The sequence below is a fragment of the Alkalibacillus flavidus genome, assembly GCF_040545925.1.
In the GTDB taxonomy this organism is placed as follows: Bacteria; Bacillota; Bacilli; order Bacillales; family Alkalibacillaceae; genus Alkalibacillus; species Alkalibacillus flavidus.
The window spans coordinates 20,787-46,423 of the sequence record NZ_JBEPMX010000009.1 but is presented as its reverse complement, the minus strand read 5'-3'; the positions used below and the strand labels follow the sequence as shown (position 1 = coordinate 46,423).

Here is a 25,637-nt window from a genome sequence, read left to right as displayed (position 1 = left end):
GTTTCATGCTGTGTGTTTTGGGACTTTTTTCGTGTAAACTAGATGTATTAAAAGTTAAGGATAGGTGGTTTCTTTGGATCAAACGCAAAAGCCTTTAGTTGACGCATTACAACGCCATATTGAGTCATCGCCTTATTCGTTTCATGTGCCGGGTCATAAAAATGGTCAATTGTTGCCCGAGGCATTTGCTTCGTTTCAGTCGTTATGGGCTTATGATGTGACGGAATTACCGGGTTTGGATGACTTGCATGAACCGAGTGAAGCGATTGCAGAAGCGGAATCATTAGCAGCAGACTTCTATGATGTTGACCGTACATATTTTCTCGTTAATGGCTCAACGGCAGGGAATTTGGCGATGATTTTGGCGGCGTGTGAAGCGGGCGATCGTGTGTTAGTCCAGCGAAACAGTCATAAATCAATTATGCACGGATTGCAGTTAGCTGGCGTGAAGCCTGTGTTTATCGCACCTGACTATGATGAACAAACGCAACGGTATAGCCGTATATCACCTCAAACGGTTGAACAAGCGTTTGTGCATGAGCCATCTATTAAAGCCGTCGTTTTAACATACCCAGATTATTTTGGCGCTACTTATAATTTACCTGACGTTGTATCAATAGCACACCGGTATGGTGCAGCTGTGTTAGTCGATGAAGCGCACGGGGCTCATTTTAAAATAAGTGATCACTTTCCGCCTTCAGCAGTGGATTGCGGTGCTGATGTCGTCGTTCAATCGGCACATAAAACATTGCCCGCATTAACAATGGGGTCGTGGTTGCATCTTCAGTCGTCTCGAGTGAATGAAGCGTCATTACGTTTTTACTTGCAAATGTTCCAATCGAGTAGTCCGTCGTATTTAATTATGTTTAGTCTTGATTTAGCGCGTCATACGGTTGCGAATATGACGAAAGCTAATCTTGATCGAACCTTAAAGCATATTGCTGATTTTAACCGAACGATTAATCAATGGACGGATTTTGATGTCATGACCGTCAGACAAGGGGTGGATGACCCGCTTAAAACCGTTATAACGTCTCAAGACGCTAATCTGTATGATGTGTTACAGTGGTTACATCATCATGGCATTGACGTCGAATTAGTAGATCAGCATCAGCTGTTATTTATTCATGGGTTAATGATGCGTGATGACGAGATGTTTAAGCGGATTCAAGTGGTGAAGGATTGTTTAAATACCATTCCATTTGAGTCAAAGCATGGTAAAATAGATATAAAACTAACGATGAATGAACCTTTAATAGATTTACCTTATTCTTACCGAGAGTTGAGTCAAGTTTCAACTGAACGTGTTTCGTGGCAAGACGCTGTCGGTCGTGTTGCCGCTCAATCGTTTACGCCTTACCCACCTGGTATACCGATTATATTAGATGGTGAGCCGATAACGAGTGAAGCGGTCACAACGATTCAACAAGCGATGTCAGCTGGTATTCATATCCAAACGACAGCGGAAAAAATCGAACACGGTGTTGAGGTTTATTCGATTAAGTAAAGGAAGAGATTGTGTGAGCGGATTATTTATAACATTTGAAGGTGTTGAAGGGGCAGGAAAATCAACTGTTATTCAACACATCGCATCTAAACTTGAAGAAACAGGGTACGACGTGATGATGACGCGCGAACCAGGCGGTATAGATATTGCGGAGAAAATTCGCCAAGTGATTTTAGACCCGACGCATACGGCGATGGATGCGCGGACAGAAGCTCTCCTCTATGCTGCGGCAAGACGTCAACATTTAGTGGAGAAAGTCATGCCAGCTTTAGAAGCGGGGACGATTGTGCTATGTGATCGCTTCGTAGATAGTAGTTTAGCGTATCAAGGTCATGCGCGTGGTTTAGGGATCGATGACGTTTATGATATTAATCATTTTGCGATTGAAGATTGCATGCCTGATTTAACGATATTATTCGATTTAGATCCACAAGTCGGGCTTGACCGAATTCAAGATAACGACAAGCGGGAGAAAAACCGCCTTGATTTAGAAAAAATTGATTTTCATAACAAAGTGAAAGAAGCCTATGATATCTTGAAAGTTCGTTTTAACGACCGCATCCAAAGCATCGATGCACACCAATCACTGGAAGAGGTTGAAAAAGCGTGTGAGGCAACGATTAATCAATACTTAAGCGAACAATTATAAAAAAAAATCATGCATATTATGTGCTAAATCGTCAGAAAACTTGTTATAATAAGTAATAAGTATACCGACGTTTAAGAGGAGGAAAAGGATGAAACTAATCCTTGCGATTGTACAAGATAAAGATGCGAACCGATTAGCGGATGCGTTGGCGGATGAAGATTATCAGTCAACGAAATTATCATCTAGCGGTGGTTTCTTAAAAGAGGGAAATACGACATTAATGATTGGTTGCAATGATGATTATGTCGATCATGCATTAGAAATCATTGAAAATAGTTGTAGCCATCGTGAGCAAATGGTAGCACCGATCTCGCCAATGGGTGGTAATGCGGATTCGTATATTCCGAAGCCTGTTAAAGTCGAAGTAGGTGGCGCGACGGTCTTTGTATTACCAGTCGAAGCCTTTCACCAATTTTAGTAGGAGTGACTCATTGTGAAAGTAACTCAAGAAATGCGTGCGCAGCTAGAGGCGACGCAACAAAAACAACCGAAACAGCTGAATACGAAAGCCTCGTTTCAAAGTGTCGTCGGACAAGAGTCACAGAAGATGAAAGAAACGGAGCTTAACCGTCTGTTAGGCGACTTAACAAAGCAAGGGGAGAAAGTAGCGAAGTTTCGCTCATTCCCTGACTTGGGAAAATATAAACGAATGGTTCGCCAATTCATTCAAGAGGCGACGAACTATGGGTTGGAATTAGAACAGTCTCGGAAATGGGACCTTAACGGGGGTAATCAGACCTTATCACTCGTTAAACAAGTCGATGAAAAGCTAGTTCAACTAACCGACGATGTGTTAGATCAAGAAAAAGACTCGATCGATGTCTTAGATGTTATCGGTGAAATTAAAGGTTTATTGATGAATTTATACGCATAAATAGAACAGGATGACCAAAATGGAAACGTGGGAACAATTGCGAGATGTTCAACCCGTTGCAACACGTATGCTCCAAAACAGTATTGTCAAAAATAGAATGGCTCATGCTTATTTGTTTCATGGGCCTAAAGGGACTGGCAAACAAAACGCCAGTCTTTTATTTGCTATGCGCTATTTTTGTGAATCGGCTGACCCGCAATCGAGTGAACCGTGTGGTAGCTGTCGTTCGTGTAAACGAATTCAATCAGGTAATCACCCTGATGTCCACTGGATTGAGCCAGACGGTCAGTCGATTAAAAAAGACCAAATTGAGTTTTTACAAAAAGAATTCACATATACAGGGTTGGAATCGAATCAAAAAATTTATATTTTGTCTGAAGCTGATAAAATGACAACGAACGCCGCTAATCGGTTGTTGAAATTTTTAGAAGAGCCGAGTCAACAGACGGTCGCGATTTTAATGACCGAAAATGTTGGGTCGGTATTGAATACGATTTTATCTCGTTGTCAGCGTATTCAGTTTCATGCTTTAAACGACGACGATTTGTATCAACAGTTTGTCGAACAAGGTATTCCCGAAACGACGGCGAAAATGTTTGCGGCGTTGAATTTTGATCTGGCTGATGTGGAAACATATAACCAAGATAGCTGGTTTGCCGAAGCTCGAAAGATAGTGATACAATTAATAGATAAAGTCATGAATCCTAAAGAAGAAGGATATCTGTTTCTCCATCAAGTGTGGCTACAACATTTTCAGGAGCGCCACCAGCATGAGTTAGGTATAGACTTGTTACTACTGTGGTATCAAGACTTGATGTCCTATCATTTAGGCCGACAAGATCGTATTGTTTTAATTGACCAAACGGATCGGTTAAAACAATTTCAATATACCGTATCATTACAAGAGACTAAGGCGTGTGTATATGAATTGCTTCAAACGAAGCGTAAAATAGCCTATAACGTTCACAATACACTTGCAATGGAACATTTAGTCCTTCAATTGCAGAGGTGATAGAGTGTGATAGAAATTATCGGTGTCCGCTTTAAACAAGTGGGTAAAATATATTATTTTGATCCAGGCGATTTATCATTAACGACAGATGATTACGTTATTGTTGAAACGTCACGTGGTATTGAGTTTGGCCGTGTCGTGATTTCCAATCGTCAAGTGGATGAAGAAGATGTCGTGTTACCGCTTAAGAAGGTTATTCGCGTGGCGGATGATAAAGATAAATTAACGGTTTCTGAGAATAATGACATGACGAAAGAAGCTGTTTCGGTTTGTAAAGATAAAATAAAAGAGCATCAATTAGATATGAATTTAGTTGATGCAGAGTACACGTTTGACCGAAATAAAATCATTTTTTATTTTACAGCGGAAGGTCGCGTGGATTTCCGTCATTTAGTGAAAGATTTAGCATCTGTGTTTAGAACACGTATTGAATTGCGTCAAATCGGCGTGCGTGATGAAGCAAAAATGCTAGGCGGCATTGGACCGTGCGGACGTATGCTTTGTTGTTCTACGTTCTTAGGAGATTTTGAACCAGTGTCGATTAAAATGGCAAAGGACCAAAACTTATCGCTAAATCCAGCGAAGATCTCAGGTCTATGTGGCCGACTCATGTGTTGCTTAAAGTATGAAAACGATATGTACGAAGAAGCGAAACAAGAACTTCCGGACATTGGCGAAAGTTTAACGACATCTAACGGTGAAGGAAAAGTCGTTGGGTTAAATATGTTAGAACGTCTTGTGCAAGTTGAATTAAGTGAATTAGAGCGCACGGTTGAGTATACTGTTGATGAATTGATCGATGAAGGTGCGCTTAAAGTGTCAGCAACAGAGTAATGAGGTGGATGTTGTGAACAAAAAGGAAGTGTTGAACCGTTTTTCGCATTTGGAAAAACAGTTTCAAGAATTACAGCAAGATTTTTCGTTGTTGAAAAGTGATCTTGTGCAATTGATGGAAGAGAATCACCAGTTGTCGCATGAGAATCATCATTTGCGTCAACGTGTGGAAGATTTGACGCAAGATGAACCGGCGAAACATGAACATAAAGCAGCGAAACGTGTTGGTGAAGGGTATGATAATTTAGCACGTATTTATGAAGAAGGCTTCCATATTTGTCACGTCTATTTCGGAACACCACGAGAAGAAGAAGATTGCATGTTTTGTTTGAAGTTTTTTAATTAAATAGCTCTTACATCGAACATCCTTTACTGCTATTTGTAGTAAAGGATGTTTACTGTAAGGATAGAATGTAGAGATCATCTCAGGAGAGGAAGCGGCTGTATGGTAGAATTAAAAGGCGATGAACGAATTGATTATTTATTTACGGACGATGAACGTCAAGTGATCCAAAGTCCGTCTGCTTTCGCTTTTTCAGCTGACGCCGTGTTGTTAGCTGATTTTACATATTTACCAGTGAAGCGAGGGCGTGTGATGGATTTGTGCACAGGAAACGGTGTTATTCCGTTGTACTTATCCAAGCGTTCGAATGCATCGATCTATGGTGTCGAAATCCAAGAGCGCCTTTATGATATGGCCGTGCGAAATGTCAAGCTGAATCAGCTAGAAGACCAACTTGAGATGGTCCACGGTGATATCCGTGACGTATCGAAACAGTACAATCAACAGTTCGATGTCGTCACGTGTAATCCACCCTATTTCAAGACAGAATCAAAAGATAAACAAAATCAAAACGAGCATTTAACCATTGCGCGCCACGAAGTATACGGCGGACTAAGTGATGTATTACAAGCGTGTAGTCGCACAGTGAAATCAGGTGGTAAGGTGTCTATCGTACATCGTCCGAATCGGTTAACTGAGATCATGACACTAGCCGAAACGTACAAATTAGCGATCAAACGATTGAAGTTTGTTTATGCGAAACCTGATCGCGATGCGACGATGGTGCTCATTGAATTTTTAAAAGATGGAAAGCCGGATATCAAAGTCGAACCACCGTTTTATATTCATCAAGAAAATGGTGATTACACGGATGCGATGAAGGCGATTTTGCACGGGTAGAAAGGAATGTGTGGCAATGGTTCAACGTCAAAAAAGTTTTTCAAAAGAAGTAGTTCCGACCTTATATATCGTCCCAACACCGATTGGCAATTTAGATGATATGACGTTTCGAGCTGTGAATGTGCTTCACCAAGTCGATTTGATTGCTTGTGAAGATACACGGCAGACGAAGAAGTTGTTAAATCATTTCGATATAGACGGAGCGTTAGTGAGTTTTCATGAGCATAGTGATGAAGCAAAACGAGCCAGTTTGTTAGCGGATTTACGTGAAGGAAAATCGATAGCGCTAGTTAGTGATGCCGGCATGCCCCTTATATCAGATCCTGGCTATACGTTGGTGCGTGATGCACGCGAAGAAGGGTTGCATGTTGTCGCGTTACCAGGGGCGAATGCGGCGTTAACAGCTTTAGTCGCATCAGGTTTGCCGACAGATAGCTTTACGTTTGCAGGGTTCTTACCGAAAAAGGAACAAGATATGCGGAAACGACTTGAAGCGTTAGATCAAACGGGACATACGTTAGTGTTTTATGAGTCGCCTTATCGTGTAAAACAAACCGTTAAGCGTATGGCGGATGTTTATGATGAAACGCGTCGGGTTACACTGGCAAGAGAGTTAACGAAAACGTTCGAAGAGTATGTTTCAGGGACGATTCGTGAGGTCTATGAATGGGTGGAGTCTAATGATGCTACAATACGTGGTGAATTTTGCATCACTGTTGAACCAGCCGATCTGGACAACCAAGAAATTGAACGATGGTGGGATTCGTGGACAATTATTGAACATGTTGATTACTATAAAGCGAATGAAGGTATCAAAACGAAAGCAGCGGTTAAAAAGGTAGCTGAAGATCGAGGTGTTCCGAGTCGTGACGTGTATGACGCTTATCACGAGTCGTAAAAACAAATAAAGCGGGGAATAGTCATCCCCGCTTCATCGATTGAATGTCATTACATTTTCTTTTGAATTTCATCAATCAGCTGTTGAGCGCCTTCTTTACTAAGCACGATGTTTCCGTCGCCAACGGTAATGTTGTCGTTTGAAACTTCGCCAGTAATTTGGCACGCCATGTTTGGTTGGTATTTCTTAAGGACGATTTGATCGTCGTCAACGTAAATTTCTAGTGCGTCTTTCACGTTGATGTCTAGTGTACGACGAAGTTCAATAGGGATAACCACTCGGCCTAATTCGTCGACTTTTCTTACAATACCTGTTGATTTCATTTTGTTTCTCCCCTCTTGATCATAGTTTCGCTATCTTTCAAGACTAAATTTACCACTCTTTGTATGTATAGTCAATTAATTAAAAGGCAATTCCTAACAAAGTGTTTCATTTTTAAACAACATACATGATTGGTCAAGATGAAAGGGCTTGAAAAATGATGAACAATGAAAAACAATGGAAATCAACGCGCTAAATCGTTACAATAGAACATAACTGAGTATAATTATAATGGAACAGAAGTGTAGGAGGTTTATAGATGCCAGAGGAGAAGAATACGTTTTATATTACAACACCGATCTATTATCCGAGTGGTAATTTACATATTGGGCATGCGTATACGACTGTTGCGGGTGACGCTATGGCTCGATATAAGCGGTTAAGAGGCTACGACGTCATGTACTTAACCGGAACAGATGAACACGGGCAAAAGATTCAACGCAAAGCGGAAGAAGATGGTGTGTCACCTAAAGAGTATGTGGATGATATCGTCAGTGGTATTCAATACTTGTGGGATAAGCTTGATATTTCGCATGACGATTTCATTCGTACAACGGAAGATCGTCACAAAGCAATCGTGGAGAAAATTTTTGATCAGCTCCTCCAGCAAGGGGACATTTATCTCGATGAATATGAGGGTTGGTATTGTACGCCGTGTGAATCATTCTTTACGGATCGTCAATTAGAAGATGGTAATTGCCCAGACTGCGGTCGTCCAGTTGAGAAAGTAAAAGAAGAATCGTATTTCTTCAAAATGAGTAAATACGTGGACCGTCTCGTGCAGTTTTACGACGATAATCCTGGCTTCATTCAACCAGAATCGCGTAAAAATGAAATGTTAAGTAACTTTATTGAACCGGGCTTAGAAGATTTAGCGGTATCACGTACAACATTTGATTGGGGTATTAAAGTGCCTGGTGATCCTAAGCACGTTATTTATGTATGGATCGATGCGTTAACGAACTACATTACAGCGCTCGGTTATGGAACAGAAAATGACGAACGTTACCAAAAATATTGGCCAGCTGACGTTCACTTAGTCGGTAAAGAAATTGTCCGTTTCCATACGATTTATTGGCCGATCATGCTCATGGCACTTGATTTACCATTGCCGAAAAAAGTATTCGCGCACGGTTGGTTACTCATGAAAGATGGCAAAATGTCGAAGTCTAAAGGAAACGTCGTCGACCCAGTCGATTTAATTGATCGTTACGGATTAGATTCACTACGTTATTATTTATTACGTGAAGTCCCGTTTGGTTCGGACGGTGTTTTCACGCCAGAAGCATTCGTTGAGCGTTCTAATTACGATTTAGCGAATGACTTAGGTAACTTATTAAATCGAACGGTCGCAATGATTAACAAATACTTTGATGGTCAAGTTCCAGCGATCAAGTTAAATGAAACAGATTATGATAAAGACTTAATGGCATCGGCGGAAGAAACGAAACAAAAAGTCGAAGAAGCGATGGATAAGATGGAGTTCTCTGTCGCGTTATCGACATTATGGCAGTTTATTAGCCGCACGAATAAATATATTGATGAAAACGAACCATGGGTATTAGCGAAAGATGACGCACAACGTGATCGCCTAGGCAATGTCATGGCCCACTTAGTCGAGTCATTACGTAAAATCGCGATTATGCTTCAACCTTATTTAACGTCAACACCACAAAATATGTTTGAACAGTTAGGGTTGCAAGATGAAACGTTACAAACGTGGGATAGCATCGCGCAGCATGACCTGATTCAAAACGCGCAAGTCGTGAAAAAAGGTCAGCCGATTTTCCCTCGTTTGGATACAGATGAAGAGGTGCAAGCAATCGTCGATATGATGACGAAAAATGCACCGAAACAAACAGAAGAGCAAGAAGAAAACGAAGAAGAATCGTCGAATGAGATTACGATCGATGATTTCTTTAAAGTTGACTTCCGTGTCGCTGAAGTCATTCATGCAGAGCCTGTCCCGAAAACGGATAAATTACTGAAGATTCAACTCGATTTAGGCTATGAAAAGCGTCAAGTTGTCTCGGGTATTGCTGAAACATATTCACCAGATGATTTACTCGGTAAGAAAGTCATCTGTGTGAGTAACTTAAAACCAGCTAAACTACGTGGCGAATTGTCAGAAGGTATGATCTTAGCTGGCGAAGACGATGATGGTCGTTTAAGTCTAGCGACGATTGACCAAACGTTACCAAATGGAACACAAATTAATTAATGTATAAAGAAAAAGGGGCGTCTGTCGTCCCTTTTTCACGTCGATAAAAGGAGTGTGAACACGATGTTATTCGATACACATGTACACTTGAATGCTGATCAATTTATGGATGATCGTGATGAGGTGATTCAACGCGCATTAGACGAAGGGGTCACCCACATGGTTGTCGTTGGGTTTGACCGAAAAACGATACCGCTTGCTATCGAAATTGCTGAACAATATGATTTTATTTATGCAGCAGTTGGTTGGCATCCTGTTGATGCGATTGATATGCAAGATGAGGATTTACAATGGATTGAAGAATTAAGTGCGCACGAAAAAGTCGTCGCCATTGGTGAGATGGGCTTAGATTACCATTGGGACAAGTCACCGAAAGACGTGCAAAAAGACGTGTTCCGTAATCAAATTGCTTTAGCGAAGCGTGTGAACATGCCGATTATTATTCACAATCGTGAAGCGACAGAGGATATTGTGGAGATTTTAAAAGAAGAACAAGCAGGCGATGTCGGCGGTATTATGCATTGTTATAACGACGATGTATCGTATGCGAAAGAATGTTTAGATTTAGGGTTTCATATTTCGTTAGGTGGCCCGGTCACATTTAAAAACGCGACCGATCCGAAAGTCGTCGCACAAGAGGTCCCAATGGATAAATTGTTAATCGAAACAGATTGTCCATTTTTAGCGCCTCATCCTAATCGCGGGAAACGAAATGAACCAGCTTATGTAAAACTCGTTGCTGAAAAAATTGCTGAGTTAAATGATATGGCAATAGAAGATGTAGAAAAAATCACAAATCGTAACGCCAAAACGTTATTTGGCATTGATTAACCTGACGTGTCATAGACTAGTGTTACCCTGTACGTATAAAAACGGTTAGCATTGGCGATGATGTTGTTGAACCTAGGAACAAACGCGTTTGTCAAAAACTATCAAACTTTGTCATCAAGATGTAATATTCTGTTGAAACGTTTTTAGTTGACTTATAGGTGTGGGGTGCCTATAATCGATTGCGTACAAGGAGGCATATGTTATGGCAAGTATTGAACAGGCAAATGGAAGTGTGAAGCGCTTCACAACGCCAAAAAGCATGACAATCATGTTTTTAGCAGTAGTTGTTGCCTTTTTCTCAGTTGCCATGTTTATCTCTGATTCTATGAAAGCCGAAGTGACTGTTTCAATCAACGGTGAGGAAGAGACTGTTGTCACGACTGCTGAAACAGTGGAAGACTTAATGGCTGAATTAGACATTGAAGTCGGTAAACATGACGAGTTATCGCGTTCATTAAACGCATCTGTAGAAGAAGGAATGCAAATTACGTATAACGAAACAGATCAAGTCCACGTTACAATAAATAATGAAACTAGTGAATACTATACAACTGAAGATACCGTACAAGCATTTTTAAATGACCAAGACATTGAATTATCGCAGCATGATCGAATGACAGTCGATGAATCGGATCGAATCGAGAACAATATGCACATTGCGATCGACCGAGCAGTTGAAGTCACGATTAACGACGGCGGTGAAACAAAGACGGTCATGGAACCGAATAAAACGGTTCAGAAACTATTAGCCGAACAAGATATTAAGCTAGACGACAACGACCGTATTAATGTGGAACCAACTCAGAAAATCAAAGACAATCGTTCGATCGAAATCGTTCGCGTATCAACAGAATATGAAACAGTTGAAAAAGATGTGCCATATGAAACAGAAACGCGTGAAGACGATTCTATGATGCGCGGTGAAAGTAAAGTCGTTCAATCAGGTCAAGAAGGTAAAAAAGTAGAAGAATATAAGATTACGAAAGAAAACGGCGAAGAAGTTTCGCGTGAATTAGTTGACGAAAAAGTTGTTGAAGAGAGCGAAAATCGTGTTGTGGCAGAAGGAACGAAATCACAACAAGTACAGTTAGCGTCTTCATCATCTTCTTCTGGCGGGTTCCAGACCTTTACTGCAACGAAATATACAGCGGATTGTTCAGGTTGTTCAGGAATAACCGCGACAGGTGTTGATGTTCGTAATACGATTTATTATAACGGTATGCGTGTCATTGCTGTTGACCCAAGTGTCATTCCGTTATATTCAACGGTTGAAGTGAAATATCCATCAGGTTCATTTAAAGCGATCGCACTTGATACAGGTGGCGCGATCAATGGACGTAAGATTGATATTTTAACAAACTCAACGTCTGATGCTTATCGCTGGGGCAGAAGATCTGTTCAAGTACGCGTACTTGATTAATATTTTCGCCTTTACAAGAATCCTGCTATACTATTCATGTGTAGCAGGATTTTTTTATGTTAAATGTTGACCAGAATAAAAGTGAGGCATACATGTGAAAATACAAGAGATCATTGTCGTTGAAGGACGTGACGACACTGCGAAAATTAAACAAGCCGTTGAAGCTGATACGATTGAAACAAATGGATCAGCGATAAACGACGAGACATTAGAACGCATTAAGCATGCGCAAGCTAAACGAGGCGTTATCATTTTTACAGACCCTGATTATCCCGGCGAGCGAATTCGGCGTATTGTTCAAGAGCATGTACCAGGATGTAAACACGCCTTCATGCCGAAAGATTTAGCAAAAGGTACGAATGGTCTTGGTGTCGAACACGCAACGAAACAAGCGATTCGTGATGCGCTGCAGTCCGTTTACGCCCTTCGAGAAGATGAACAAGAACCGATTGATTGGCGCCCACATTTATTAGCGTATGGCTTGTTTGGTGGCGCCCAAGCAAAAACGCGCCGTGAACAATTAGGCGAGCGTTTAAATATTGGCTATGCTAATGCGAAACAATTAGAAAAACGACTCACCATGTTCCAAATCACTGTATCAGAATTCGAGGCAACAATGGATCAGATTTTATTAGAGGAGCGACAGCAGACATGAAAGCGATAGCGACGATTACCCGAACAAAAGAGATTATGGCACGTCATGATTTATCGTTTAAAAAAAGTTTAGGTCAAAACTTTTTGATCGATGTGAACATATTAGAAAATATCGTGTCGAAAGCGGGCGTCGATAGTGAGACGGTTGCTATCGAGATTGGGCCAGGTATTGGTGCTTTAACCGAACAGTTAGCTAAAAAAGCGCACCATGTCTATGCGTTTGAAATCGATGGTCGGTTGATCGATGTATTAGCCGATACGATGAGTCCATACAGTAATGTTACAGTGACACATGAGGATATTCTTAATGTTGATTTAAAGCAATTTATCGCCGAACATGTCCCGAGTGATAAACGAGTTAAGGTCGTCGCTAATTTGCCGTATTATGTGACGACACCGATTTTGATGAAGCTGTTAACGAGTGATTTACCGATTGAATCGATTACCGTCATGATGCAAAAAGAGGTGGCCACTCGTATGGCAGCGAGTCCGAACACGAAAGATTACGGGTCGTTGTCGATTGCCGTGCAATATTATACGACGTCAAATGTGATCATGACTGTGCCGAAGACGTGTTTTATGCCGCAACCGAATGTGGACTCGGCGATTTTGCAATTAAATGTCAGGTCTGAGCCGTATGTTGATGTCATTGATGAGGATTTATACTTTGACATTGTTCAGGCTAGTTTTGGACAACGGCGGAAAACATTGCGCAATAATTTGAAACGCGTGTTTAGTGATCTTAGCGCCGAAGAATTAGACCAGGTATTTTTAGCATCTGATATTGATAGTAAAAGGCGTGGGGAGTCGCTATCTTTAGAAGAGTTTGCTCAATTAGCGGATGCGATTCATCCGTTTGTTAGATCATAAATCATGATGAATTTGACCGGGAGATGATGGGCATCTCTCGTTTTTTTATGCTAAACAATCGTTGTGAAATGCACAATTTTCTGCGCGCTTAATATGTTGTATAAGAAGGGCATGCGCGGAAAGGACGTACGATATGGCTTGGCAAAAAGGAGACATGGTCACACGTTATTCTCATAACCATGATTTATTGTTTCGTGTGCAGTATCAACAAGGGGATAATATCATCTTATATGGGGAAAACTTTCGGTTAGAAGTTGATGCACCGCAGTCAGACTTAAGGCGTGTCACAAACGATGAACGACAACAGTTAGAACAGCCAGTACGTGAAGATGAGGCGAGTTCATATAGAATGTTTCGACAAGATTATTATTTGCGCTCATTTCGTCATTATGCAACGACTGCGTTAAAAGAGGATCCGATTATTCAATTTCAATTATGTCCCAAAGTACTGCATATCGACGGGGACCAATTGTTTTTAAAAAAATGCATTATGTTATACAAACGGCTCGGATTACAAGTTCACGGCATACACGTTCAAGAATCAGAAATGCCAGAGAAAACGAAAGAATTGGTGCGAAAAATTCAGCCTGATGTGTTAGTCATTACGGGCCATGATGCTTATTCGAAAGATAAGGGAGACAAAGAAAATTTGCGGGCTTACCGCAATAGTAAATACTTTGTTGAAGCGGTTCGTGAAGCTAGAAGAGTGCAGCCGAGTTTAGATCAATTAGTGATTTTTGCTGGTGCTTGTCAGTCGCATTTTGAATCGCTTATTAAAGCAGGAGCAAATTTTGCAAGCTCACCGACGCGTATTAATATTCATGCGTTAGACCCTGTTTATGTAATCGCAAAGATAGGATTTACATCATTTATGGATCGCGTCGATTTATACGACGTTCTCCATAAAACCGTCACACGTGAAAAAGGTATTGGTGGAGTGGAAACAAGAGGCTTGTTTCGCGTCGGCTTGCCGTATATGCAAGGCCTGCCACACACCACCGAACAACCACAAGACAACGAACACCGTTCATAGCGGTGTTTATTTTTTGTTATAAATAATGTATGAATTTGCTGAATTCGGTCATGTTAAGAAAAAGAGGGCGATTTTTGTTGACATGCCAGTGTCCATATTGGTATAATTAAAAATTTTTGACTACGAGCAGGAAATGTGTTACAGTATTAATTAGTGAGGTGGAGTCTAATGGGGAAAACATTGGGTGAAATTAAAGAAACTTTAGATGTCAAAATTGGTCAGCGATTAACGTTAGAAGCGAATGGCGGTCGTCGTAAAACGATTGAACGTTGCGGTATATTAGCTGAAACGTACCCATCCGTTTTTATTGTTGAGCTTGATCAAGACGAGCATGCGTTTGAACGCGTGTCCTACAGTTATGCAGATGTTTTGACTGAAACGGTCAAAATTACCTTCTCAGACGAAATCACCAAGATGGCTTAATAAAGCCTATTGATTTTTACTTCTTTTTGTTAACGCCTTCAACACTTTCCATGTGTTAAATCCCTGTACGTACATAACATAAGAGTGTCGTGATACACGACAGAAGGGGTTGTCATCGTTGGGACGACGTGGTGTCATGTCAAATCGTTTCAAAGAGGAAATCGCTAAAGATCTCGGGTTTTACGACACGGTGCAAAAAGAAGGTTGGGGCGGCATCAAATCACGAGATGCTGGTAACATGGTGAAGCGAGCTGTTGAGATGGCGCAAGAACAAATGGAAAAGGAACAACGTTAAATCGTTGGGAAAGCAGGCCTTTTATAAGGTCTGCTTTTTTCTTATTCATTGATAACAACGCGTCGTTCGTATATGATACAATCACAACGACGAAAAAATAGTAGGTGAAAACGATGTTGTTTGAAAAAGCGCCAGCTAAAATTAACTTAACACTTGATGTACTACATAAACGTGATGACGGCTATCATGAAGTCAACATGATCATGACGACTGTTGACCTTTACGATCGGATGAGTTTTGAGGTGCTTGATCACGATGAGATTGTTGTCGAGTCAGAAAATCGTTTCGTCCCTGATAATGAACACAACTTAGCGTATCAAGCAGCCCAGCTGTTCAAACGTAAGCAAGGAATCACACAAGGTGTCAAAATTGGCATCGATAAACAAATCCCGGTTGCTGCTGGTTTGGCGGGTGGAAGTAGTGATGCTGCTGCCACATTGCGAGGCTTAAATCGATTGTTTGAAACGAATTTAACGTATGAACAATTAGAAGCGTTAGCTGAGGAAATCGGGTCCGATGTGCCTTTTTGTATTAAAGGAGGTACGCAATTAGCACAAGGACGAGGCGAAAAATTAACGAGTATATCACAACTTCCGCCGTGTTATGTCGTGATTGCGAAACCGAATATCGGCGTTTCAACGAAAGATGTGTATAAACAAGTTGACGTAGCGCAGATGAACCATCCTGATACTCAGGCTATGATCGAGGCGTTAGATGCGCAAGATTTTGATGGTGTGTGTAATCAGTTAAACAATGTGTTAGAGCCGATCACCGTTAATATGCATGAAGAAATTGCGCAAATTAAAGAACGGATGGAAAAAGCAGGGGCGCCAGGAGTACTCATGAGTGGTAGCGGCCCAACAGTTTATACACTCGTTCAACAAGAGGCTAAAGCGGAGCGAATTTATAACAGCTTGAAAGGGTTTTGTCACGATGTCTATGTCGTTCATGCCTTACGTTCATCATAGTCAATACAAATGATTCGTGGTATAGTGATACTTATTATTCGGTTTTTGAGGTGTAATGAATGAAACGTAGTCAACGGATAGCAGCCATGACGCATTATTTTAAAGAAAATCCGCGAGCACTCGTCTCCCTTCCTTTCTTTGTACGGACGTATGAAGCGGCGAAGTCGTCGATCAGTGAAGACATTGATATTATTGACGATATGTTTCGTCAATTAGGGATCGGTCGAATTGAGACGGTCTCAGGATATTCGGGCGGCGTCAAGTATGTTCCGGATTATCCGCTCGCATCGAGTCAGCAATTTGTCGATGAATTAATCGATTTGTTACAGGTTCCGTCCCGTATTTTGCCTGGCGGTTATTTATATATGAGTGATTTGCTTGGTCATAATTATTATATTCGCAGGATTGGTAAAATCTTCGGCGCAGCGTTTCAGCAAACGGAAGCGGATTATGTCGTGACCGTCGCCACTAAAGGAATTCCGATTGCTTACGCGGTTGCTGAAGCGCTCAATTTACCTGTGGTGATCATTCGTCGGGATCCCATTGTGACAGAAGGGTCGACGATTAGTATTAATTATGTATCCGGCTCATCGCGCAAAATCCAATCGATGGCTTTAGCTAAACGTCATATTGAACCCGGCTCTAATGTGATTTTAGTAGATGACTTCATGAAAGCGGGTGGGACGATTAAAGGTATGGAAAGCTTAATGGCTGAATTTGATGCAAAAGTCCAAGGCATTGGGGTACTAGCTGAAGCAGAAGATGAGGAAGAAGAACGTCGCGTGAATAACTACACGTCGTTATTAAAGATTCAAGATGTCAATGAAATAACGGGTGACGTTAGCGTCTTACGTGGCAATTATTTTGATCAATAAACGAAGAAGGGTGAGCAGCCCTTCTTTTTTTAATACTATTTTTGTCGCAAAATTATAAAAAAATAAATATTTTGGGCAGGAATTTCTAGTTGGCTGTTGAATGGTAACTGTAGAGTCCTATAAAATTTGCGTTCAAAGCTCGCGCAAATGGGGTCAGTTTATATTGTTAAAAGGTGGTGAGACAGAATGCAGGTTACAGACGTAAGGCTTCGTCGCGTGGACACGGATGGTCGCATGCGCGCTATTGCATCGATTACATTAGATGATGAATTTGTTGTGCATGATATTCGTGTCATTGATGGAAACAACGGGCTATTTGTAGCGATGCCTAGTAAACGAACGCCAGACGGAGAGTTTAGAGACATCGCCCACCCTATTAATTCTGGTACACGTGGTAAAATTCAAGATGCTGTCTTAGAAGAATACCATCGTGCTGGTGAAGAAGTGGAATATGAAGAAGCAGGTGCTTCTTAATATGGAATGAATAGAGATCCAATCGTGTCTGCGGTTGGGTCTCTTTTTTTATTATTAACCGAAAAATGGAACGGTAAAACATAAACTGTGGCGAAACGGTGATAATCCTGTGATTAAGTTGCATGATGCATGAATTTAAGATATATTCATATTGGATGATTGTAAGGGTTATCATACCGTTACAATCGAAAGTGTTAGCGATAGTTGGAGGGACAATCATGGCCAATCGAAACGCTGTGGTTTTAGCTGCTGGGAAAGGGTCCCGCATGAAATCACAATTATATAAAGTACTCCACCCAGTCTGTGGTAAAGCGATGGTCCAACACGTGCTTGATCAATTGCATCAAGTCGGTTTAAACCAAATCGTTACCATTGTTGGTCACGGAGCTGAATCAGTGCAAGAGCAATTAGGTGATCAAACACAATACGCAATTCAAAGCGAGCAGCTAGGAACAGGTCATGCGGTGCAGATGGCGAGTTCTGCGCTAGAAGGTGAAGAAGGAACTACTGTTGTCGTTTGTGGTGATACGCCGTTATTAACGGCTGACACGATAAGCCAATTAATGGATGAACATGAAGCACAAAACGCTAAAGTAACCGTGCTCACGACTGATGTCGATCAACCATCTGGCTATGGTCGTATCGTTCGACAAGCGAACGGTCAAGTTGAGAAAATTGTAGAAGAAAAAGATGCAACCGATGCGGAAAAAGCGATAACAGAAATTAATACAGGTACATATTGTTTTGACAATGCATTATTATTTGAAGCGTTAAAACAAGTGTCGAATGATAATGCTCAAGGTGAGTATTACTTACCTGACGTATTAGAGATTGCGAATCAACGCGGGGAAACGGTTGCAGCCTATCAGACGGCCAATGTAAATGAAACAGTTGGCGTCAATGACCGGGTGGCATTGGCTAATGCTGAAAAGTTAATGAAACAACGCATTAATGACCAGCATATGCGTGAAGGCGTTACGTTAATTGATCCTGACCAAACGTACATCGGACCTGACGTTACAATCGGGACAGATGTTACGATAGAACCTGGTGTCCATATCCACGGTGATACAGCGATCGGTTCGTTTTCACACATTGGTGCGCACTCTACAATTACCGATGCCACAATTGGTGAGAATACTGTGATTCGCCAAAGCGTCGTAACAGATAGCCAAGTCGGATCTAACGTCCAAATTGGTCCTTTTGCTCACATTCGCCCTGACAGCACATTAGCTGAAGGCGTTAAAGTAGGTAATTTCGTCGAAGTGAAGAAAACGTCAATGGCTGAAGGCAGTAAAGCATCTCACTTATCTTATTTAGGTGATGCAGAAATCGGACAAGACGTGAATGTAGGATGTGGCAGTATTACGGTCAATTATGACGGTCAGTCTAAACACAAAACGGTTATCGGGGATGATGCCTTTATTGGCTGTAATTCCAATTTAGTTGCGCCTGTTACGATTGAACAAGGTGCTTATGTTGCTGCAGGGTCGACAATTACGAAAAATGTTCCTGAAAAAGCACTCTCGATTGCACGTTCAAGACAAGAAAATAAAGAAGGTTATGTCGACCGGTTAAATAAACGGTCTTAACATAAGGATGTGAATTCCTAAAATAAAAACTTACAAGATGGTGGAGGTTCCTTTTTATGACTAATCAATACCAAGACTCTAGCTTAAAAGTATTTTCGCTAACGTCGAACCCAGAATTAGCGCAAGAAATTGCTGATTCAGTAGGTGTCGAACTCGGTAAATCGTCGGTTAAACGGTTTAAAGATGGTGAAGTCCAAATTAATATTGAAGAAAGTGTTCGGGGTTGTGATGTTTTCGTTGTTCAATCGACGAGCAACCCTGTTAATGAGCATTTAATGGAATTACTCATTATGATTGATGCGTTAAAACGCGTGTCAGCTCGGACGATTAATATTGTTATGCCGTATTATGGCTATGCACGTCAAGATCGTAAGGCGCGTTCTCGCGAGCCGATCACGTCGAAGCTTGTTGCTGATCTGTTAGAAACAGCTGGAGCTGACCGTGTTGTGTCAGTTGACTTACACGCAGCACAAATTCAAGGGTTCTTTAATATTCCGATTGACCACTTAATCGCTGGTCCGACGCTTTCTGATTACTTCTTAGATAAAGGGTTAGAAGATGTCGTTATCGTATCACCCGATCATGGTGGTGTAACGCGTGCTCGCCAAATGGCTGATCGTTTAGGCGCGCCGATTGCGATTATCGATAAGCGTCGCCCGCAGCCAAATGTTGCTGAAGTGATGAATATTGTTGGTAATATTGAGGGCAAAACAGCTATTCTTGTGGATGATATCATCGATACAGCTGGCACGATTACATTAGCAGCCAATGCGATGATCGAAAACGGCGCGAAAGAAGTTTATGCTTGCTGTACGCACCCAGTTTTATCGGGACCTGCAATTGAACGTATTGAGAATTCAGCGATTAAAGAATGTGTTGTGACAAACACTATTAACTTGTCTGATGACTTAGGCACTGACAAAGTCGTCCGTTTGTCGGTCGGTGATTTAATCGGTGAATCGATCAAACGCGTCCATGAACACCGTTCGATTAGCTCTCTATTTGATTAATAATTTTACTTTTTCGTTTAAAACGGTATAATAGAGGGTAAGAGTAAATATCAGATATTTTCTAACAAACGGAGGTTGAATACACATGGCAGCAGTAATTCAAGCGCAAGAAAGACAAGACACTACACGTTCTGAAACAAAACAGATTCGTGCAGCGGGTCGCGTACCGGCAATTGTTTACGGTAAAGGGAAAGACCCAATCACGGTTTCAGTAGATAGTATGGATTTACTTAAGAAAGTAAGAGATGAAGGCCGTAACGCGGTGTTCTCTTTAGAAATTGAAGGTGGCAAGTCGTTAAATGCGATGCTTTACGATTATCAAACAGATGTTGTAAAGAATGATTTAACGCACGTTGACTTCTATCTAGTCGATATGTCTACTGAGGTTGACGTTGAAGTGTCTGTCAATATTGAAGGCGAATCGAAAGGTGAAAAGGAAGGTGGCGTCCTGCAACAAACAATGCATATGCTAAACGTTCGTGCAACGCCGCGTAATATTCCTGAAGATATTACCATCGATTCGAACGAATTAGACATTGGTGACAGTGTAACGGTAAGTGATTTGAAATCTGGTAAGAATTTTGAAATTCTAGATGACGAAGATACAACAATCGTTACGATCTTACCACCACAACAAGAAGATGTTCCTGAAGTAGGCGAAGAAGGAACAGCAGCTGAAGACACTGAGCCTGAAGTGATTAACGAGAAATCCGAAGACGAAAACGAAGAATAATTTGATATTTACTTGAAGTGAACAGATCGAAGTCAACTTATGTTGTGCGCTTCGATCTGTTTTTTCCTTATAATTACATAGTCGTTTAAAAGGAGTTAAGAACCATGAAGTGCATCGTAGGCCTTGGCAATCCAGGCTTAAAATATAAAAAAACACGGCATAATATCGGCTTCCAAGTGATCGATCATTTGGTAAGTCAAGAAAACTGGAAATTAAAAAAAGATAAATTCAAAGGTCATTACGTCCAAGAAAACTGGCACGGCGAACGCGTATTATTACTAAAACCTCAAACCTACATGAATTTATCCGGTCAATCAGTACGTGAAGCGGTTGATTATTTCAATCTAGAGCCGTCAGACGTACTGGTTATTTATGATGACCTTGATCTTCCTACAGGCAAGATACGTCTACGTCAAAAAGGTGGACACGGTGGTCATAACGGAATCAAAGACATTATCAATCAACTAGGCACTAAGGAATTTAATCGCTTACGGTTTGGTATCGATAAACCAGAAGGCGAATTATCGGTCGTTGATCACGTTTTAGGTAAATTCTCAAAAGCAGAACAAAAAACGATCGAACCATCAATACAAGATGCTGCACGCGCGTGTGAAGCATGGTGTGAAAAGCCATTTTTAGAAGTCATGAACGATTTTAATCAATAATAGACTCGAATATGAACCCTTCACGTTGGTTACGCTAAATCATAGTATGACTGATATAAGGGAGGGTTTGGTGTGGCCCATGTGGTATGTCGCCATTGTCAAAAAGAAATACAACACGTCGCAGATGACGAATCGTTACATCAATGGTTGCGTCAAGAAACGACTGAATCAGAATTTCGTGACATATTAAGAATGGACGAGACAGGTGTGTTGCACATTATGCTTGTTTGTGAAGAGTGTGAAGAGATATTAGCACAAAATCCGAATTTGTTTGAACATGATTATTTCATTCATTAGTTGGGGTTGGGGCAGAAGGTTATTACATTGTGCAAAAGATGAATGTTCGAGCATCATATCAGTTAAGCACTTATGAAGCGGAATCAAAATGCGTAGACTCCTGTGGGAACAGCACGAGTCTCGAGACCCCGAGAGATGCACCTGCGTCTTCTAGCAGTGCTTCGTAGCAGGCTTCCTCGGTGCAAGTTGCAAGGTAGCTTACTCGATGATGTTGCCTGGCTTGAGCCGTGCCCACGGAAAGCGAAGCGTTTTGATGGAGCGTCATTCAAGCAGAAAAACCGAACGATTTATTTTATTAAAATCGTTCGGATTTTACTTTGTTTAATTAGGCTTTGTTCCAAGCTCATTTTTCTGTTGGGTAAAAGGGGGAGTACGGCATGAAGAACGTCAAAGACTATTTAGCATTACAAGATGATTTTACGACCATGATTGCTGGTTTAGAGCATGATATGAATGAACAACAAGTGTCCGGCTTAACGAATCCCATGCGTGCTGTTTTGGCCGGTGTATTAGCTGAATCCACAGAACGACCAGTTGTCTATGTCACACATCAATTATCCCAGGCGCAAAAAGTATATGAAGAGTTATCAGCAGTGGCAGACGAACCAGAAGATATCCATCTCTATCCGGCGAATGAATTATTAGCAGCGGAAATCGTGTCGGCTTCTCCTGAATTAAAAGCACAACGATTAGAAGCATTAAAGCTTTGGCGCAAACGACAGCAAGGAATTCTAATTGTTCCTGTGTCTGCATTCAAGCGATTGTTACCACCTGCTGAGATGCTCGATCATTATGAAGTGTCATTAACAGTTGGTGAAGAGTCGCCACCAGATGATGTCGTGGCGAATATGCATCATCTCGGCTATAAAATGGTCGAACTCGTTGATGCCCCGGGCGAAATGAGTCGTCGTGGTGGTATAGTGGATGTTTATCCTTTAACGGAATCATACCCGATACGAATCGAATGGTTTGATGATGAAGTCGAATCGATTCGTTATTTTGATGCTGAATCGCAAAGGTCTCAAGGTGAAATCGAGACGATCGATATTAGCCCAGCTGAAGAATTTATCGCAACAGCTGAGCAAATGGAAAAAGCAGCGACGGAACTTAAAATGTTGCGCCAAGAGATGATTCAGCAACTTGATGATAAAACAGACCGTCAACAATTGTATGATCATGTGAACTACGATATCGAACGACTTGAACAAGGTGAAGTGTTTGATGGCATTTCACAATATGTCCCGCAATTGTACGGTCAAAAAACGAGTTTACTAGATTACTTTCCAGATCAAACAGTGCTTATGCTAGACGAAATGAGTCGTATATCAGAAACGGCTGAGCAGCTCGACCGTGAAGAAGCGAATTGGTACACAGATATGCTTGAGCGTAAGTCAATGCTTCGAGGATTGTCATTGTCGTTTGATTGGTTGACTGTTTGGCAAGGTATGACGTACCCAAAAGTGTATATGTCGTCATTTTTACGCCATATCCCGAATACGAAACCGGAAAATGTCATCAATATGTCGAGTCGGCAAATGCAGCAGTTTCACGGACAAATGAACTTATTAAAAACCGAGATGGATCGTTGGTTTGAAGCGCAATTCTCTGTCGTTATTGTGGCGGCTAATGAGGAGAGAGCTGAACGTGTCGAACGTGTGCTAGCTGATTATGAGATGACAGCTAACCGCGCCCAAGATACAACGGCCTTGCCTGTCGAGCAGCCGATTGTCATCACGGGATATATTAGCGAAGGGTTTGAAATGTCTGGTTATCGTTTAGCAGTCTTAACAGAAGAAGAATTGTTCAAAAAGAAAATGCCGAAGAAACGTAAAAAACAGACGTTATCAAACGCCGAACGAATCAAAAGTTATCAAGAGTTAGAAACAGGCGACTATGTCGTTCACACGAATCATGGTATCGGTAAATATTTAGGGATTGAAACGTTACAAGTAAATGATGTGCATAAAGATTATATGGTGATTCGTTATTCGGGTAATGATAAATTATTCGTGCCCGTTGAACAAATCGACCAAGTGCAAAAATACGTCGGGTCTGAAGGTAAAGAGCCGAAACTGTATCGTTTAGGTGGCACGGAATGGAAGAAAGTCAAATCGCGTGTTAAATCATCGGTTGAAGACATCGCTGATGATTTAATTAAGTTGTATGCCGAGCGCGAATCGTCGAAAGGCTTTGCGTTTTCACCTGATGATGATATGCAACGCGATTTTGAAGCGGCTTTTCCATATGAGGAAACAGAGGACCAAATGCGTTGTATTGATGAAGTGAAAACGGATATGGAAAAAGAGCGCCCGATGGACCGGCTATTATGTGGTGACGTGGGTTATGGTAAAACGGAAGTCGCGATACGGGCGGCGTTTAAAGCGATCATCGATAATAAGCAAGTGGCGATGTTAGTCCCAACGACGATTTTAGCGCAACAACATTATGAAACGTTTAAAGAACGGTTTGAAGAATACGGCATTAATGTACGTGTGCTAAGCCGATTCCAAACGAGTAAACAACAGAAAGAGACGATCTCTGATTTACAAAAAGGACTCGTCGATGTCGTGATTGGGACGCACCGTTTACTGTCTAAAGATATTCAGTATAAAGATTTAGGCCTCCTCGTTATTGATGAAGAACAGCGCTTCGGTGTGAAGCATAAAGAGAAGATTAAACAAATTAAAGCAAATCTTGATGTGCTGACGCTCACGGCAACACCGATTCCGCGTACTTTGCATATGTCGATGGTCGGCGTGCGTGATTTATCTGTTATTGAAACGCCGCCGGAAAACCGTTTCCCGATTCAAACATATGTTGTGGAATATAATCCACCGTTCATTCGTGAAGCCATCGAACGAGAAATGGCACGTGATGGGCAAGTTTTCTTTTTATACAATCGTGTCGATATGATCGACCGAGTGGCCGCTGAGATCGATGAATTGGTGGACGATGCGCGGGTCGCTTTTGCGCACGGTCAAATGAATGAACGCCAGCTTGAGAATATTATGTTTGACTTTCTAGAAGGCAATTATGATGTGTTAGTTAGCACAACCATTATCGAAACAGGCGTCGATATCCCGAATGTGAATACGTTAATTGTCAATGATGCGGACCGCATGGGGTTAAGTCAGCTTTATCAATTGCGCGGGCGTGTTGGGCGTTCGAATCGATTGGCGTACGCTTATTTCACCCACCAGCAAGATAAAGTGTTGTCAGAAGTGGCCGAGAAACGGCTTGAAGCGATTAAGGAATTTACCGAATTAGGCTCAGGATTTAAAATCGCCATGCGTGATTTATCGATTCGGGGAGCCGGTAATTTATTAGGGACAGAACAACATGGCTTTATCGATTCAGTCGGTTTTGACCTCTACTCGCAAATGTTGAACGAGGCGATTCAAGCGAAACAAGAAGGTAAACCATATGAAGAGACGAAGCCGTTTGAGGTTGAAATGACCCTTTCACTTGATGCATATATTCCGAGTGATTATATTCAAGATGAAACGCAAAAGGTTCAAATGTATAAACGAATTCATGCGGTGCAAGACGTTCAAGAAATATTTGAGTTAAAAGACGAAATGTTAGATCGGTTCGGACCCTATCCTCAAGAAGTCGATGAACTGATGCAAGTCGCGCGCATTCGTTTGTTAGCGCAGCAAGAACGGGTCGAAACCGTGCATGAGAAAAACAACATGATTGAACTCATGATGGAAGAAGAAGCGAGTTTATCCGTCGATGGTTCGGCGTTGTTCATGTTAGCGAATGAATACGGTCGCATGGTGCAACTCGGGACGGAAGGTAATAAGTTAAAGATTATGATTCAGTACGAACGGAAACAAAAAGCTGAACGTTATAATGTGTTAGAGGACATCTTATCGAAATTACACCAGGTGAAAAAACAACCAACGAATGCATAGTTTTCTTCTTTTGCTTCATACTACAAGCACGTACCAAACATGAGACTCATCTAAAGATGGGTAGACATCAGAGAAAGTGGG

The 25,637-nt window shown here is 41.4% G+C and carries 27 protein-coding genes; 26 read left to right on the top strand and 1 reads right to left on the bottom strand.

Annotation, left to right across the window (positions count from 1 at the left end; translation table 11 throughout):
- Window positions 1-73: 73 nt before the first annotated feature.
- The 9 genes from ABID56_RS09315 to rsmI all read left to right on the top strand — a co-directional run bounded on the left by ABID56_RS09315 (window position 74) and on the right by rsmI (window position 6,957).
- Complete coding sequence (locus tag ABID56_RS09315; protein WP_354220507.1) at window positions 74-1,507, top strand: aminotransferase class I/II-fold pyridoxal phosphate-dependent enzyme; 1,434 nt, start codon at window positions 74-76, stop codon at window positions 1,505-1,507.
- A 13-nt stretch (window positions 1,508-1,520) separates the two neighbouring features.
- Window positions 1,521-2,156: a dTMP kinase gene (gene tmk, locus ABID56_RS09310; RefSeq protein WP_354220505.1), complete on the top strand. Its 636-nt coding sequence runs from the start codon at window positions 1,521-1,523 to the stop codon at window positions 2,154-2,156.
- A gap of 88 nt (window positions 2,157-2,244) precedes the next feature.
- Entirely contained in the window at window positions 2,245-2,574 is a 330-nt protein-coding gene (gene darA / locus ABID56_RS09305; RefSeq protein ID WP_354220503.1) for a cyclic di-AMP receptor DarA, read from the top strand.
- A gap of 15 nt (window positions 2,575-2,589) precedes the next feature.
- Window positions 2,590-3,030 carry a YaaR family protein gene (locus ABID56_RS09300; protein WP_354220501.1) on the top strand — a complete coding sequence of 147 codons (441 nt, stop codon included), beginning with the start codon at window positions 2,590-2,592 and terminating at the stop codon, window positions 3,028-3,030.
- Window positions 3,031-3,049: 19 nt separating this feature from the next.
- Window positions 3,050-4,042 (top strand): DNA polymerase III subunit delta', encoded by a 993-nt coding sequence (gene holB, locus ABID56_RS09295; protein WP_354220499.1) that lies wholly within the window; start codon window positions 3,050-3,052, stop codon window positions 4,040-4,042.
- Between the two features lie 6 nt (window positions 4,043-4,048).
- On the top strand, window positions 4,049-4,876 hold the full coding sequence (locus tag ABID56_RS09290; RefSeq protein ID WP_354220497.1) for a PSP1 domain-containing protein: 828 nt from the start codon (window positions 4,049-4,051) through the stop codon (window positions 4,874-4,876).
- A gap of 13 nt (window positions 4,877-4,889) precedes the next feature.
- Entirely contained in the window at window positions 4,890-5,222 is a 333-nt protein-coding gene (yabA, locus tag ABID56_RS09285; RefSeq protein ID WP_354220495.1) for a DNA replication initiation control protein YabA, read from the top strand.
- Window positions 5,223-5,321: 99 nt separating this feature from the next.
- Complete coding sequence (locus tag ABID56_RS09280; protein ID WP_354220493.1) at window positions 5,322-6,059, top strand: tRNA1(Val) (adenine(37)-N6)-methyltransferase; 738 nt, start codon at window positions 5,322-5,324, stop codon at window positions 6,057-6,059.
- 16 nt (window positions 6,060-6,075) lie between these two features.
- Window positions 6,076-6,957, top strand: a complete 882-nt coding sequence (gene rsmI, locus ABID56_RS09275) for a 16S rRNA (cytidine(1402)-2'-O)-methyltransferase (RefSeq protein WP_354220491.1) — start codon at window positions 6,076-6,078, stop codon at window positions 6,955-6,957.
- A 50-nt stretch (window positions 6,958-7,007) separates the two neighbouring features.
- On the opposite strand, the gene abrB is transcribed toward rsmI, so the two are convergent.
- Window positions 7,008-7,280 carry a transition state genes transcriptional regulator AbrB gene (abrB, locus tag ABID56_RS09270; protein WP_354220489.1) on the bottom strand — a complete coding sequence of 91 codons (273 nt, stop codon included), beginning with the start codon at window positions 7,278-7,280 and terminating at the stop codon, window positions 7,008-7,010.
- Window positions 7,281-7,537: 257 nt separating this feature from the next.
- On the opposite strand from abrB, the gene metG reads away from it, so the two are divergent.
- From metG to mfd, 17 genes are all read left to right on the top strand, one after another.
- Entirely contained in the window at window positions 7,538-9,499 is a 1,962-nt protein-coding gene (gene metG / locus ABID56_RS09265; RefSeq protein WP_354220487.1) for a methionine--tRNA ligase, read from the top strand.
- A 63-nt stretch (window positions 9,500-9,562) separates the two neighbouring features.
- A complete protein-coding gene (locus ABID56_RS09260; protein ID WP_354220485.1) occupies window positions 9,563-10,330 on the top strand; it encodes a TatD family hydrolase in 768 nt (255 codons plus the stop codon).
- A gap of 202 nt (window positions 10,331-10,532) precedes the next feature.
- Window positions 10,533-11,750 carry a resuscitation-promoting factor gene (locus tag ABID56_RS09255; protein WP_354220483.1) on the top strand — a complete coding sequence of 406 codons (1,218 nt, stop codon included), beginning with the start codon at window positions 10,533-10,535 and terminating at the stop codon, window positions 11,748-11,750.
- Between the two features lie 94 nt (window positions 11,751-11,844).
- Entirely contained in the window at window positions 11,845-12,405 is a 561-nt protein-coding gene (rnmV, locus tag ABID56_RS09250) for a ribonuclease M5 (protein ID WP_354220481.1), read from the top strand.
- Entirely contained in the window at window positions 12,402-13,274 is an 873-nt protein-coding gene (rsmA, locus tag ABID56_RS09245; protein ID WP_354220479.1) for a 16S rRNA (adenine(1518)-N(6)/adenine(1519)-N(6))-dimethyltransferase RsmA, read from the top strand. The genes rnmV and rsmA overlap by 4 nt, the downstream gene beginning before the upstream one ends.
- Window positions 13,275-13,407: 133 nt before the next feature.
- Window positions 13,408-14,307 (top strand): sporulation peptidase YabG, encoded by a 900-nt coding sequence (yabG, locus tag ABID56_RS09240; RefSeq protein ID WP_354220477.1) that lies wholly within the window; start codon window positions 13,408-13,410, stop codon window positions 14,305-14,307.
- 168 nt (window positions 14,308-14,475) lie between these two features.
- On the top strand, window positions 14,476-14,730 hold the full coding sequence (gene veg / locus ABID56_RS09235) for a biofilm formation stimulator Veg (RefSeq protein ID WP_354220475.1): 255 nt from the start codon (window positions 14,476-14,478) through the stop codon (window positions 14,728-14,730).
- 136 nt (window positions 14,731-14,866) lie between these two features.
- Window positions 14,867-15,025: a small, acid-soluble spore protein, alpha/beta type gene (locus ABID56_RS09230; RefSeq protein WP_354220654.1), complete on the top strand. Its 159-nt coding sequence runs from the start codon at window positions 14,867-14,869 to the stop codon at window positions 15,023-15,025.
- Window positions 15,026-15,138: 113 nt separating this feature from the next.
- A complete protein-coding gene (gene ispE / locus ABID56_RS09225) occupies window positions 15,139-15,993 on the top strand; it encodes a 4-(cytidine 5'-diphospho)-2-C-methyl-D-erythritol kinase (RefSeq protein ID WP_354220473.1) in 855 nt (284 codons plus the stop codon).
- 59 nt (window positions 15,994-16,052) lie between these two features.
- Window positions 16,053-16,868, top strand: a complete 816-nt coding sequence (gene purR, locus ABID56_RS09220; RefSeq protein ID WP_354220471.1) for a pur operon repressor — start codon at window positions 16,053-16,055, stop codon at window positions 16,866-16,868.
- A gap of 186 nt (window positions 16,869-17,054) precedes the next feature.
- A complete protein-coding gene (gene spoVG, locus ABID56_RS09215; protein WP_354220469.1) occupies window positions 17,055-17,342 on the top strand; it encodes a septation regulator SpoVG in 288 nt (95 codons plus the stop codon).
- A 218-nt stretch (window positions 17,343-17,560) separates the two neighbouring features.
- Window positions 17,561-18,934 (top strand): bifunctional UDP-N-acetylglucosamine diphosphorylase/glucosamine-1-phosphate N-acetyltransferase GlmU, encoded by a 1,374-nt coding sequence (glmU, locus tag ABID56_RS09210; RefSeq protein ID WP_354220467.1) that lies wholly within the window; start codon window positions 17,561-17,563, stop codon window positions 18,932-18,934.
- Between the two features lie 56 nt (window positions 18,935-18,990).
- On the top strand, window positions 18,991-19,944 hold the full coding sequence (locus ABID56_RS09205) for a ribose-phosphate diphosphokinase (RefSeq protein WP_354220465.1): 954 nt from the start codon (window positions 18,991-18,993) through the stop codon (window positions 19,942-19,944).
- Window positions 19,945-20,029: 85 nt separating this feature from the next.
- Window positions 20,030-20,677 carry a 50S ribosomal protein L25/general stress protein Ctc gene (locus tag ABID56_RS09200; protein WP_354220463.1) on the top strand — a complete coding sequence of 216 codons (648 nt, stop codon included), beginning with the start codon at window positions 20,030-20,032 and terminating at the stop codon, window positions 20,675-20,677.
- Between the two features lie 104 nt (window positions 20,678-20,781).
- Window positions 20,782-21,342, top strand: a complete 561-nt coding sequence (gene pth, locus ABID56_RS09195) for an aminoacyl-tRNA hydrolase (protein WP_354220461.1) — start codon at window positions 20,782-20,784, stop codon at window positions 21,340-21,342.
- 72 nt (window positions 21,343-21,414) lie between these two features.
- The gene (locus ABID56_RS09190; RefSeq protein WP_354220459.1) at window positions 21,415-21,639 is read left to right on the top strand and encodes an anti-sigma-F factor Fin; all 225 of its coding nucleotides are present in this window, start codon (window positions 21,415-21,417) and stop codon (window positions 21,637-21,639) included.
- 377 nt (window positions 21,640-22,016) lie between these two features.
- A complete protein-coding gene (gene mfd, locus ABID56_RS09185) occupies window positions 22,017-25,556 on the top strand; it encodes a transcription-repair coupling factor (RefSeq protein WP_354220457.1) in 3,540 nt (1,179 codons plus the stop codon).
- Window positions 25,557-25,637: the final 81 nt, after the last annotated feature.